10 protein-coding genes are annotated in these 12,482 nt (G+C 66.1%); all 10 read left to right on the top strand.

Annotated elements, in window-relative coordinates:
• Positions 1-199: 199 nt before the first annotated feature.
• The 10 genes from APS40_RS07010 (at position 200) to APS40_RS06960 (ending at position 12,401) form a co-directional block, all read left to right on the top strand.
• Positions 200-1,147, top strand: a complete 948-nt coding sequence (locus APS40_RS07010) for a substrate-binding domain-containing protein (RefSeq protein WP_055046367.1) — start codon at positions 200-202, stop codon at positions 1,145-1,147.
• 124 nt (positions 1,148-1,271) lie between these two features.
• A complete protein-coding gene (locus APS40_RS07005; RefSeq protein ID WP_055046366.1) occupies positions 1,272-2,846 on the top strand; it encodes a sugar ABC transporter ATP-binding protein in 1,575 nt (524 codons plus the stop codon).
• Positions 2,843-3,859, top strand: a complete 1,017-nt coding sequence (locus tag APS40_RS07000; protein WP_055046365.1) for an ABC transporter permease — start codon at positions 2,843-2,845, stop codon at positions 3,857-3,859. Before APS40_RS07005 ends, APS40_RS07000 begins: the two co-directional genes overlap by 4 nt.
• A gap of 23 nt (positions 3,860-3,882) precedes the next feature.
• On the top strand, positions 3,883-4,896 hold the full coding sequence (locus tag APS40_RS06995) for a LacI family DNA-binding transcriptional regulator (protein ID WP_055046364.1): 1,014 nt from the start codon (positions 3,883-3,885) through the stop codon (positions 4,894-4,896).
• Between the two features lie 181 nt (positions 4,897-5,077).
• Entirely contained in the window at positions 5,078-7,546 is a 2,469-nt protein-coding gene (gene ligD / locus APS40_RS06990; RefSeq protein WP_055046363.1) for a DNA ligase D, read from the top strand.
• Between the two features lie 9 nt (positions 7,547-7,555).
• Positions 7,556-8,458 carry a non-homologous end joining protein Ku gene (gene ku / locus APS40_RS06985; RefSeq protein WP_055046362.1) on the top strand — a complete coding sequence of 301 codons (903 nt, stop codon included), beginning with the start codon at positions 7,556-7,558 and terminating at the stop codon, positions 8,456-8,458.
• Positions 8,459-8,631: 173 nt separating this feature from the next.
• Positions 8,632-9,711 carry a tetratricopeptide repeat protein gene (locus APS40_RS06980; RefSeq protein WP_055046361.1) on the top strand — a complete coding sequence of 360 codons (1,080 nt, stop codon included), beginning with the start codon at positions 8,632-8,634 and terminating at the stop codon, positions 9,709-9,711.
• A gap of 193 nt (positions 9,712-9,904) precedes the next feature.
• A complete protein-coding gene (locus tag APS40_RS06970) occupies positions 9,905-10,549 on the top strand; it encodes an alpha/beta hydrolase family protein (RefSeq protein ID WP_055046359.1) in 645 nt (214 codons plus the stop codon).
• The gene (locus APS40_RS06965; protein ID WP_055049586.1) at positions 10,546-11,319 is read left to right on the top strand and encodes an exodeoxyribonuclease III; all 774 of its coding nucleotides are present in this window, start codon (positions 10,546-10,548) and stop codon (positions 11,317-11,319) included. The genes APS40_RS06970 and APS40_RS06965 overlap by 4 nt, the downstream gene beginning before the upstream one ends.
• 194 nt (positions 11,320-11,513) lie before the next feature.
• Positions 11,514-12,401 carry a siderophore-interacting protein gene (locus tag APS40_RS06960; protein WP_055046358.1) on the top strand — a complete coding sequence of 296 codons (888 nt, stop codon included), beginning with the start codon at positions 11,514-11,516 and terminating at the stop codon, positions 12,399-12,401.
• Positions 12,402-12,482 lie beyond the last annotated feature (81 nt).

Raw genomic sequence — 12,482 nt, 5'->3', positions numbered from 1 at the left:
CGCTTTCGCGGGAATGACCCGGTGGATGGGGCGGTTTTGCTCGCCTCCGTGTTGAGGTACGTGCCCAAGCAACTCCACCAAAGACGAAACAAACACTAACATGTCAGTGCTTGCGCAAACGTTTGCGACCAAGTAGCCTTGGTGTTGCCCGCGGATGAGGAAAACAACCCGCGTCGGGCGCTCAGAGGAGGATAGATTCATGGATAGACGCAGTTTCCTGTGGTCTTCGGTGGCGCTTGGCGCGCTCGCCGTTGCTGCTCCCAATGCCTTCGCGCAGGACAAGCTGACCATCCTGGGCTCGGTGCCCAGTCTCGGCTTCCCGTTCTTCGTGCATATGCTGAACCAGATCAAAGCCGAGGCCGAGGCGCAGGGCGTCAATATCATCGAGAGCGACGGCCAGAATTCGGCGCCCAAGCAGACGGCCGATATCGAGGCGGCGATCGTTCAGAAGGTCAACGCCATCGTCATCTCGCCGCTCGACGTCAACGCGCTGGCGCCGGCGATCGAGCAGGCGGTGCAGGCCGGCGTGCCGGTGGTGACCATTGACCGCCGTGTCGACGGGGTCGAGGGCATCCTCGCCCATGTCGGCGCCGACAACGTCAAGGGCGGCGAGGCGGAAGCCCAGGCGCTGGTCGACGCCTTCCCCAACGGTGCCAAGATCTTCCATCTGCAGGGCCAGCCCGGCGCCGGCCCGGCGATCGATCGCAACAAGGGCGTGCACAACGTCATCGATCCGATCAAGGACAAGTACCAGATCATCTTCGAGCAGACCGCCAACTTCGCCCGTGCCGAGGCGCTGTCGGTTACCGAGGCGGGCCTTGCCGCCAACGGCAAGCCCGACGCCATCATCTGCGCCAATGACGACATGGCGCTCGGGGCCATCGAGGCCTGTGCCGCCCGCGGCTTCACCGATGTGAAGATCTACGGCTTCGACGCGCTGCCGGAGGCGCTGGCGGCGGTCCGTGACGGCACGCTCGCCGGCACGGTCGAACAGTTCCCGGGCGAGCAGTCGCGCACCGCGGTCCGCATCGCGGTGGCCTATGCCAAGGACAAGACCGAGCCGGCCGAGAAGCTGGTGCTGCTGACCCCGGTGGTCATCGGCAAGGACAATCTCGACAAGGCCGAGCGGATCGGCGAAGCCGGGTAAGTTTCCTCCCGCCAACTGGCGCGCCGGCGGTCCAATGTGCAAGCATCGCCGCCGTCGGTGCGCCAGGGGCGTCGGTGCGCGTCGGAGCAGGCGCGACCGTTCAACTGCATCGGGAGAGGGCACGATGGCTGCTGTTGCCGTCGCGGAACAAGTTGCGCCGCCGCTTCTCGAAGTGGTGGGCGTTTCCAAGCATTTTGCCGGTGTCACCGCGCTGAACGACGTCTCGCTCGATGTGCGGCGCGGAGAAATCCTCGGGCTGCTCGGGGAGAATGGCGCCGGCAAGTCGACGCTGTTGAAAATCCTCTCCGGGGCGCAGCCGCCGAGCAGCGGCCGCATCGTGTTCGATGGCGCCGAGTATCGGCCGCAGAGCCCGGATGCCGCCAAGCGCGCCGGCATCGTCACCATCTACCAGGAACTGAGCCTGATTCCGACGCTGTCGGTGGCCGAGAACATCTTCATCGGCCGCGCGCCGTTGGGCGCCTTCGGCATCATCGACTGGCGGCGCATGCGGCGCGAGACCACCGGCATCATCGCGCGCGTGGGGCTGACGATCGATCCGGACACGCCGGTCTCGGCGCTGTCGGTGGCCGAGCAGCAACTGGTGGAGATCGCACGCGCCCTGTCGCTCGAGAGCCGGCTGATCATCATGGACGAGCCGACCTCGGCGCTGACCGAGACCGAGGTGAGCCAGCTGCTGCGGATCATGTCGCAACTGCGCGCCGAGGGCGTCGCCATCATGTTCGTGACGCATCGGTTGGAGGAAGCCTCGGCGATCTGCGATCGCATGACGGTGCTGCGCGACGGCCGGCTCGCCGGGCATCTCAACCGCACCGAGGCGCCGATCGCCATTCCCGAGATCATCGAGAAGATGGTGGGGCGGGCGGCTTCGGAACTCTATGCACGGCCGACGCAGCGTAACGCCGCCGGCGCGGTGCGGCTCAGCGTCCGGGGGCTGCGCACGGTGCGCGACCCCGAGGCGCCGCATGCCACCGTACTCGACGGTGTCGATCTCGAACTCAAGGCCGGCGAAATCCTCGGCGTCGCCGGTCTGGTCGGCTCCGGCCGTACCGAGCTGGCGCGGGCGATTTTCGGCGCGGACCGGATCGCCGCTGGTACCGTGACGCTCGACGGGCAGCCGATCGCACCGACCTCGCCGGCCGACGCGATCGAACTGGGCATCGGCCTCGTGCCGGAAGATCGCAAGCACCAGGCGATCTTCGCCATGCTGGGCATCCTGCAGAACTTCTCGGTGGCGGCGCTCAGAACCTATTCCAACGGCCTCGGCATCATGGCCGAGGGCCGGGAACGGGCAGCGCTGGCCGACTACAAGAAGGCGCTGTCGATCCGCATGGCCTCGCCGGAGCAGGCCATCGACGGGCTGTCGGGCGGCAACCAGCAGAAGGTGATCCTGGCGCGCTGGCTGGCGCGCGACCCGAAGGTGCTGATCGTCGACGAGCCGACGCGCGGCGTCGATGTCGGGGCCAAGGCAGAAGTACACCAGATCCTGGTGCAGCTGGCGGCGCGCGGTATCGCGGTGATGGTGATCTCGTCCGAGCTGCCGGAAGTGCTGGCGGTGAGCGACCGGATCGTCACCATGCGGCAGGGGCGGATCACCGGCGAGATGCCGGCGGTGGACGCAACCGAAGAAAAACTCATGGCGCTGATGGCGCTCGACCAGCGGCAGGGGGAGACCAGATGACGACGACAACCGAACCCGCCGAAAAGAAGGGTCCCAACACCTTCGGTATCCTGAAGCGCTTCGGGCCGCTGCTGTTCCTGTTGGCGCTGGTGGTGGTCTTCACGGCGCTGAAGCCGAGCTTCATCGACCCGATCAACGTGTTCAACATCCTGAGGCAGATCTCGATCACCGGGCTGATCGCCCTGGGGATGACCTTCGTCATTCTCACTGCCGGCATCGATCTCAGTGTCGGCTCGCTCCTTGCCTTCTGCGGCATGGTGGCGGCAGTGGTGGCGAAGGGCGGCACCGCCAATTCGATGTCGCTGTCGGCCGGAGGCGGGCAGGGGTTCGGCTGGTTCGCGGCGCTGCTCGCGGCGGTGGTTGTCGGCTCGGTGGCGGGTGGCGTGCAGGGGCTCGCGATCACGCGGCTGAAGGTGCCGCCCTTCGTCGTGACGCTGGGCGGGCTCACCATCTTCCGCGGGCTGACGCTGACGCTCTCCAATGGCGGGCCGATCTCGGGGTTCGATGCCTCGATGCGCTGGTTCGGCACGGGGCTGGTCGGGCCGGTGCCGGTGCCGGTGATCATCTTCGCGGTGGCGGCGCTGCTCTGCCACCTGGTGCTGCGCTACACCCGCTATGGCCGGGCGGTCTATGCGGTGGGCGGCAATGCCGAGGCGGCTCGGCTCTCGGGCCTGCGCGTCGATCGCATCCTGATCTCGGTCTACATCATCGTCGGGTTCTTCGCCGGGCTCGCGGCCTTCGTCCTCTCGGCGCGGCTCAACTCGTCCGAGGCGGTGGCCGGCATCGGCTACGAGCTGACGGTGATCTCGGCGGTGGTGATCGGCGGCACCTCGTTGTTCGGCGGCATCGGCAGCGTCGGCGGCACCGTGGTCGGCGCGGCGCTGATCGGCGTGCTGCAGAACGGCTTGCAGTTCAACAATGTCTCGTCCTACACGCAGTCCATCGTCATCGGCCTGATCCTGATCGTCGCCGTGGCCTTCGACCGCTGGCTCAAGTCGAGGTCGCGCAGCTAGAGGACCGCCCTCCGGGAGCAGCAATGGTCACCATCAAGGACGTTGCCAAACGCGCGAACGTCTCGTTCACGACCGTCTCCCATGTGATCAACAAGACCCGGCCGGTGAGCGAGGATGCGGCCCGCCGAGTCAATGCCGCGATCGCCGATCTCGGCTATTTCCCCTCCGACGTGGCGCGCGCCCTGCAGTCGAGCCGCACCCGCACCATCGGGATGATCGTCACCACCACCTCGAACCCGTTCTTCGGCGAGGTGATCCGCGGGGTGGAGCGGGCCTGCTTCAGGCATGGCTATACGCTGATGATCTGCAACACCGACGATGTCGCGACCAACCTCGTCGCCTATATGCGGACGCTGTTCACCAAGCGGGTCGACGCCATGGTGGTGATGACCACCAATGCCAGTCCGGAATTCTTCCGCCGGCTGGGGCAGATCAAGCGCGTGCCGGTGGTGGCGATCGACGCGCCGGCCGACACCGTGGCCTCGGTGTTTTCCGACGACTCGGTCGAGGGGGGGCGCCTGGTGGGCGACTATCTCGCGAGATCGAGATTCCGGCGGATCGTCTGTGTCTCGGGACCGGAGAGCCATCCGCGCATGGCGGATCGCATTGCCGGCCTGATGGCAGGTCTCGCGGCGCACGGCATCGGGCTCGATGGCGACTGGCTGGTGCGCACCGACCTCACCATGGATGGCGGGCTCGCGGCGGCCCGTGACATCCTCTCGCGACCGGGGCCGCGCCCCGAAGTGATCTTTGCGCTCAGCGACATTATGGCGATCGGACTGCTGCACGGGCTGCACGACGCGGGCATCGACATCCCTGGAGAGATCTCGGTGGTGGGCTATGACGACATCGAGTCGGCGGCGCATTTCTTTCCGCCGCTGACCACGGTGCGCCAGCCGATCGCCGATATCGGCGCCAGCGCGGCGGAGGCGGCGATCAACCATCTCGATCGCGGCGCACCGCTGCCACGCAGCACGCAGCTCAAGCCCGAGCTGATCTTCCGGCAATCGGCGCGGCGGTTGGTTGGCACCGATTAAGGCCCCCTCACCCGCCGCTTCGCGGCGACCTCTCCCCCGAGGGAGAGGTGGTGCAGGGGCGCGATCGTGCCACATCGTCACCTCTCCCTTCGGGGGAGAGGTCGGCCGCAGGCCGGGTGAGGGGGCTTTTTTGGGGGCCAAACCACTGCACCTCAACCGCGAAATGCTCTAGCGTCGCGGCATGGCCGAAACCAAGCTCAGCAAGTACCGCGGGAAACGTGACTTCTCCAAAACCTCGGAGCCCGCCGGTGGCGCTGTTGCGGCCGGCAGCACGCGCTTCGTCGTGCACAAGCATTCGGCCACCGCCGATCACTATGACCTGCGGCTCGAGCATGATGGGGTGCTGCTGAGCTGGGCGGTGCCGCGTGGTCCATCGCTCAACCCGGCCGACAAGCGGCTGGCGGTGCATACCGAGGACCATCCGATCGAATATATCGATTTCGAGGGCGTGATCCCCGAAGGCGAGTATGGCGGCGGGCCGATGATCGTCTGGGATACCGGCGACTGGGCGCCGATGGAGGATGTCGATACCGGGCTCAGCAAGGGCGGCTTCAAGTTCCGGCTGTGGGGAGAAAAGCTGAAGGGCGGTTGGATGCTGACCCGGCTCAAGGGCCGCCCCGGCGACAACGACAAGGAAAACTGGCTGCTGATCAAGGAGCACGATCCGGCGGTCGACACCGAAACCGATATCCTCACCGCGCGACCGGAAAGCGTGAAGTCGGGGCTGACCACCGAAGAGCTGCTGGAGGCTGCGAAGCCGAAGCCGGTCAAGCTGCTGAAGGCCGCGAGCGTCGATGGGGCGGTGAAGGCGCTGCCACCCGAGCAGGTGGAGCCGCAACTCGCCGCCTCGGCGACCGAGCCGCCGCAGGAGACGAAAGCCAGCCACTGGCTGCACGAGATCAAGTTCGACGGCTATCGCACCATCGCTCATGTGATCGACGGCAAGGTGAAGCTGATCACCCGCAGCGGCATCGACTGGACCAAGCGCTATGGCGACCTGCCCAAGGAGTTCGCCAAATTGCCGGTCAAGCAGGCGATCGTCGACGGCGAGATCGTGGTGCTGGACGAAAAGGGCATTTCGCGCTTCTCGGCGCTGCAGGATGCGCTGGCCGAAGGCGCCGGGAGCAAGCTGCACTTCTACGCCTTCGACCTGCTCTATCTCGACGGCTATGACCTGAGGGGCGCGGGGCTCACCGAGCGCAAGCAATTGCTGGCGCAGATGCTGGGCGGGCATATCAGCGGGCGCTCGGCGATCCAGTTGAGCGACCATGTCGAGGGCGATGGCGAGGGGCTCTACGAGCGGGCCTTGGAGCTGGGGCTCGAGGGCATCGTCTCGAAGCGCACCAACGCGACCTACCAGTCGGGGAGGACTTCGACCTGGGTGAAGGTGAAGGCCAAGCCAGTCGGCGACTTCGTCATAGCGGGCTATACCGTTTCAGCGGCCGCCGAAGGGCTGGCCTCGTTGGCGCTGGCCGAATTCGTCGATGGCGAGCTCGAATATCGCGGCAAGTGCGGCACCGGGTTCGACGCAGCGATAGTGGCGCAGCTGCAGCACCGCCTGGAGCGGTTGCAGGATCCGAGCCTCAAGCTCGAGGGCGCGCCCAGGGACATCATCTGGGTGCAGCCGGTACTGCGCTGCAAGGTGCACTATGCCAACCGGACCTCGGACAACCTGCTGCGTCACTCGGTGTTCAAGGGCCTGATCGAGACCGAGCTCACCGCCTCGGCGGCACCACGGCAGCGGCTGATCACCGATGCCGACCTCGCTTCGATCTCGATCACTAACCCGACGCGTCGGCTGTTCGGCAGGAGCGGCCCGACCAAGCTCGACATCGCGGTCTACTATGCGGCGGTGGGCGATTTCATGCTGCCGCATCTGTTCAACCGGCCGGTCTCGCTGTTCCGCTGCCCCACCGGGCTGCCGAAGGATTGCTTCTTCCAGCGCCATGCTTTCAAGGGCATGCCGCCCTCGATCAACGTGTTCGAGACGCAGAACTCGGACGAGGAGGACAGGACCTACCTTACCATCGAGGACGCCAAGGGCTACCTGGCGCTGGCGCAGTTCGGGGTGGTGGAGTTCCATGCCTGGGGCAGCCACCTGACGCACTTGGAAAAGCCCGACCGGGTGACCTTCGACCTCGACCCCGGCGAGGGGATCGAATTCCGGGAGGTGGTGGAAGCGGCGGTGCACCTGCGCGGCGAGCTCGAGGCTTTCGGGCTGGTGCCGTTCGTCAAGACTTCGGGCGGCAAGGGCCTTCACCTCGTCGTGCCGATCGAGCCGAAGCAGAACTGGAAGCAGGTGCACGCGGTGACCGGCGAGATGGCGGCCACGATGGCCAAGACCGCGCCCGATACGTTCGTCACCACTATCGGGGCGCAGAACCGCAAGCGCCGCATCCTGATCGATATCCATCGCAATGCCCGCAGTGCGACGGCGGTGTCGCCCTACTCGCTGCGCGCGCGCACCAACATGCCGGCCTCGACGCCGCTCGACTGGCGCGACCTCGAGAGCATCGACGCTCCGATGGATTTGAACTACTCTACGCTTCCGGGATTATTAACCACGTCTGGCGATCCGTGGGCCGAGATTAACGAGTCAGCTCGGCCTCTACCTGCATCATCGAAGGCTGGACGTAGTACGCGCGCGTAGGAGGCGACGGTGGCACCCAGGGCAAGCTGGAAGGGCTATATCAAGCTGAGTTTGGTCAGCTGTCCGGTGAAGATGTATCCGGCGACCAGCGCCTCGGAACGCATCACCTTCAACCAGCTGCACAAGGACACCCACAACCGGATCAATATGAAGCCGGTCGACCCCGAGTTGGGGTTGGTGGAGCGCAGCGACCTCGTCAAGGGCTACGAGTACGAGGACAAGCAGTACATCATCATCGACGAGAGCGATCTCGAAGCGGTGCGGATCGAATCCAACCACACCATGAACATCGAGGCCTTCGTCGACGAGGACGAGGTGGACGTCATCTACCAGGACGCGCCCTATTACCTGGCGCCGGACGGAGCGATGGCGGAAGAGACCTTCGCGGTGCTGCGCGAGGCGATGCGGCAATCGGGCAAGCTCGCCATCGCGCGGCTGGTGCTGACCAACCGCGAGCGGGTGATCACCATCGGAGCGCGCGAGAACGGCATGTTCGTCACCGTGCTGCGCAACCCCAGCGAGGTGCGCGGGACGGCCGAGTATTTCGGCAATATTCCGGATGTGAAGCCGGATCAGGAAATGCTCGATCTCGCCGAAAAGCTGATCGAGCAGAAGGTCAAGCCCTTCAATCCCAAAGACTACGAAGATCGCTACGAAGTCGCGCTGATGGCGATGATCCGCGAGAAGCTCAAGGGGCACAAGCCGATCATCGCGGCGGCGCCGGAGCGCGGCAACGTCATCAACCTGATGGATGCGCTGAAGGCGAGTCTCGGGCAGGCAAAGCCCGCCGCCCCGAGCAAGGCCAAGGCCGAACCGGCCGAGAAGCCGGCGGCGAAGAAGCCGACGCTGAAGGAAGCCGTGGCGGCGTCGAAAGCGGCGGCAGCAAAGCCGGCGGCGAAGAAGAAGGCCTGATCGGTGCGCTTGGCGCCCCTCACCCCAGCCCTCTCCCCAAAGGGGCGAGGGGGCGTTGTGGCACGGCTGGTGCCCCCAGCGTCCCCTCGCCCCTCTGGGGAGAGGGTCAGGGTGAGGGGCAGCCAAGCACACCGGGCTGGCGGATCACCCATACAAAGCTGTAGAATCACCTGATGCGGAAACCGGACAGCACCATCGGTATCGTGGGAGCGCTCAGTGCGTTTCCGCGACGGCTGGCGGCGCGGGCGATGGGGAGCAAGGGCAGCCGGTTGCGGCGTGGCCTGACCCGCCATACCGGCACGCTGGTGCTGGGGCGGACATTGCTCGACAGGCTGTCGGACGCCGAGATCGAATTGAAGGTCGCGGCCTTGCGCGAAACCGACGCCTCGCTGATCAGCGAGAACGGCTTTCTGCGCTGGCTGGGCCTGTTGAGCGCCCCCGAGCAATCGAACCTCAGCCGGCAGTCGCTGCTCGAACAGAGCAAGCTCGACGCTCGGGCCTTCGACCTCCTGGCGCTGTTCGATGCGTTCGAGCATGACGCGGAACCGTTCTCGTTCCGTGACCTGATCCTGTCCCGCAAATATGCCGGGCTCTTGGCCGGTGGCGCGACCTGGGGCGCCATCGCGCGCTCGGTGCATCGCTCCGGACCGGTGCAGTCGCTGACGGCGATGTCGCTCCATCCCGGCGGGCCGAAGCGCATCCACGCCCTGATCGGCAACGACAAGGCCGAACTCGACGGCCAGCGCCTGTTGCCGCTCGAACCGGTGGAGGACGAGTCCGAGCAGTATTTCGAGCTGGCCGAGGCGGCGGAGGCGGCTGGGCTTTTTGCCGAGGCGGCGGTGCTCTATGGGCACTGCCTGTCGATCGACCCCAATGACTCGGTGGCGGCCTATAATCGCGGCAACTGCCTCAAGGCGGCCAACGACACCTCGGAGGCGGCTGCGTCCTACATGCAGGCGATCCGGCGCGACCCGGATTTCGTCGAAGCCTGGTTCAACTATGCCGGATTGCTGCGCGAGGAAGGCAAGATCGGTATCGCGCGCCGGCATCTCCAGACGGCAATCGAGATCGACCCCGACTATGCCGATGCGATCTACAACCTCGCAACGCTCGAGTATGACGCGGGGAACCTCGGTGAAGCGCGGCGCTGGTGGGGGCGCTATCTCGAACTCGACGCGGAGTCGGAGTGGGCAAAGACCGCCGCGCGCGGCATCGCCTATGCAGACCTTCACATGCGGAAATCGGCGGGCTGATGACGACGGGGGTGCGTGGAAATCTCCACCTCGGTGAGGTTGCCATCCTCCACGGAGTCATTCCCGCGAAAGCGGGAACCTCTGTTTTGGTGCAACCCGCACCGCCGCAAACTGAGGTCCCCGCTTTCGCGGGGATGACCCGGTGGGCGGGAGTGACATCGAGGGTCGTTGCGGCAGTGGAGCGCGGTATCTGATGACGACCAGTTTTCTCTTCGACGGCCCGGAAGATGCGCGGGTGACGATCTTGCTGGCGCACGGCGCCGGCGCCCCGATGGACTCGGCGTCGATGAACGCCACCACCAAGGCGCTGGCGGCGGCCGGCTTCCGGGTGGCGCGGTTCGAGTTCGGCTACATGGCCGGACGCCGGACCGAGGCGGGCAAGAAGCCGCCGCCCAAGGCCGAAACGGTAATGCCGGAATATGTTGCGGCGATCGACGATCTTGGCCCGACCAACGGGCCGCTGATCATCGGCGGCAAGTCGATGGGCGGGCGGGTCGCCAGCATGATCGCCGATGCCGAGTTCGAGGCCGGGCGGATCGCCGGGCTGCTCTGCCTCGGCTATCCGTTTCATCCGCCGGGGCGGCCGACGCAACTCAGGACCAGGCATCTGATCGGGCTCAAGACCCCGGCGCTGATCTGCCAGGGGACGCGCGACGAGTTCGGCATGCCGGACGAGGTCGCGACCTACGGGCTGTCGCCTGAGATCGAGGTGAAGTGGCTCGAGGACGGCGATCATGACCTGAAGCCGCGGAAGGCCATATCGGGGTTCTCGACTGCCGATCACCTGAAGACGGTGGCCGACAGCGTCACGGCGTGGGTCGGGCGCATCGCGCCTTGAAGGTCGCCACCTTCAACATCAACAACGTCAACCGGCGGCTCGATAACCTGCTGGCCTGGCTCGACGCGGCCGAGCCCGATGTCGTTTGCCTGCAGGAGCTGAAGGCGAGGGATCACCAGTTTCCCGCGACCGCACTGGCCAATGCCGGCTACGGGGCAGTGTGGCGGGGCGAGGCGAGCTGGAACGGCGTCGCCATCCTCGCCAGGGGCGTCGAACCGGTACTGACGGCCGAGGAACTGCCGGGCGACCCCGAGGATAGACAGGCACGCTATATCGAGGCGGCGGTGAACGGGGTGGTGATCGCCTCGATCTATGCGCCCAACGGCAATCCTCAGCCGGGCCCGAAGTTCGACTACAAGCTGAGCTGGGGCGAGCGGCTGATTGCGCATGCCGCAGAGCTGTTCGACAGCGGCGTGCCGGTGGTGCTGGCGGGGGATTACAATATCGTGCCTGAGCCGCGCGACATCTATGTCACTACCTCGTACCGGGACAACGCGCTGGTGCAGCCGGAGAGCCGCGAGCAGTTCCAACGGCTGCTGGCGCAGGGCTGGACCGACGCGCTGCGGAAGAAGTTTCCCGACGAAACGCTCTACACCTTCTGGGATTACATGCGGAACCGCTGGCCGCGGAACGCCGGGCTGCGGCTCGACCACATGCTGCTGAGCAAGCAACTGGTGCGCAAGCTCGGGGAGGCGGGGATCGATCGGGAGGTGCGCGGCGAAGATGGGGCGAGCGACCATGCGCCGGTGTGGATCGAGCTGAAGATCTAAGCTCCCCTCCCCCTCGAGGGGGAGAGGTTGGGGGTGGTGCGGTGATCACCGATGGCCCCCCTCCCTCATTCCCTCCCCTCAAGGGGGAGGGAGGCGGCGTGGCGCCCGTCGCGGTCCTCCCCAGACCTTTAAGTTGACTACAAACATCATAATTAGTACCGGAGTCCCCATTGTTTTGAGCGATGGGTTTGACGATGGCGCCGCTGAAGCTGATCAAGGGCAGGGTGGTTGGCCGGCAGATGGTGACGCCGGGCATGGTGCGGGTGACGCTGGGCGGTCCCGACATCGAAGCGCTGAAATCGACCGGCGTCGGCGACGAGTATGTCCGGCTGTTCTTCCCCGACCCTGCGACCGGCGAACTGGTGCTGCCCGAGGTCGACGCTCAGGGCTTCTGGAAATACCCCGAGGGCAAGAAGCCGGCGCATTGCGAGTGCTACACCATCCGGTATTTCCGTGACGGCGAGATCGACCTCGATTTCGTCGTGCATGAGGGTGGCCGGGCAAGCGAGTGGGCCCAGGCGGCCACACCCGGCGAGGAGATCGTACTGCGTGAGCCCTATGGCATCTACGAGGCGCCCACCGACGCGGACTGGCAACTGTTCGTCTGCGACGCCACCGGGCTGCCGGCCCTGGGGCGATTGCTCGAGGGACTGCCCGAGCATGTCGAGGCGCGGGTGATCGTCGAGGTGCCCGACGGGAGCCACGAGCAGCAGTTCGAGAGCAGGGCCGAGGTGAAGATCGTCTGGCTCTACGGCGCCGGCAACGGCGTCGCGCCGAGCCAGCTCGAGGATGCCGTTAGGTCGATGACCTTCCCGACCAATCGCTCGGTCTATGTCTGGGTGGCGTCCGAGGCCAAGGCGGTGCGGCCGATCCGCAGGTACCTGCGGCACGAGCTGAAATGGCCGGCGACCCGCTACTCGATCACCGGCTACTGGACCGACAAGCTGGCGGAGTTCGAACGCAACTGGGCGGCGCTCGATCCGGCGGTGAAGCAGCAGATCGATGATCTCTGGCGCTCCGGCCGCGACGCGCAGGACGTGCGCGACGACGTCGAAGCGGTGATGGAGAAGTTCGGGCTTTAGGGGCAGGTGCGTATGGCACACTGCCGGTGGTCTCGCGTCCCCTCTCCCCTCTGGGGAGGGGGTGAGGGTGAGGGGTAGCCA

It is taken from the genome of Devosia sp. A16 (genome assembly GCF_001402915.1).
GTDB lineage: Bacteria > Pseudomonadota > Alphaproteobacteria > Rhizobiales > Devosiaceae > Devosia_A.
This window is presented reverse-complemented; position numbering and strand designations above follow the sequence as displayed.

Bases quoted from the DNA above. Each gene is read 5' to 3' on its own strand.
- APS40_RS07010 (WP_055046367.1), top strand. From the start codon at position 200: ATGGATAGACGCAGTTTCCTGTGGTCTTCGGTGGCGCTTGGCGCGCTC.
- APS40_RS07005 (WP_055046366.1), top strand. From the start codon at position 1,272: ATGGCTGCTGTTGCCGTCGCGGAACAAGTTGCGCCGCCGCTTCTCGAA.
- APS40_RS07000 (WP_055046365.1), top strand. From the start codon at position 2,843: ATGACGACGACAACCGAACCCGCCGAAAAGAAGGGTCCCAACACCTTC.
- APS40_RS06995 (WP_055046364.1), top strand. From the start codon at position 3,883: ATGGTCACCATCAAGGACGTTGCCAAACGCGCGAACGTCTCGTTCACG.
- ligD (WP_055046363.1), top strand. From the start codon at position 5,078: ATGGCCGAAACCAAGCTCAGCAAGTACCGCGGGAAACGTGACTTCTCC.
- APS40_RS06980 (WP_055046361.1), top strand. From the start codon at position 8,632: ATGCGGAAACCGGACAGCACCATCGGTATCGTGGGAGCGCTCAGTGCG.
- APS40_RS06970 (WP_055046359.1), top strand. From the start codon at position 9,905: ATGACGACCAGTTTTCTCTTCGACGGCCCGGAAGATGCGCGGGTGACG.
- APS40_RS06960 (WP_055046358.1), top strand. From the start codon at position 11,514: ATGGCGCCGCTGAAGCTGATCAAGGGCAGGGTGGTTGGCCGGCAGATG.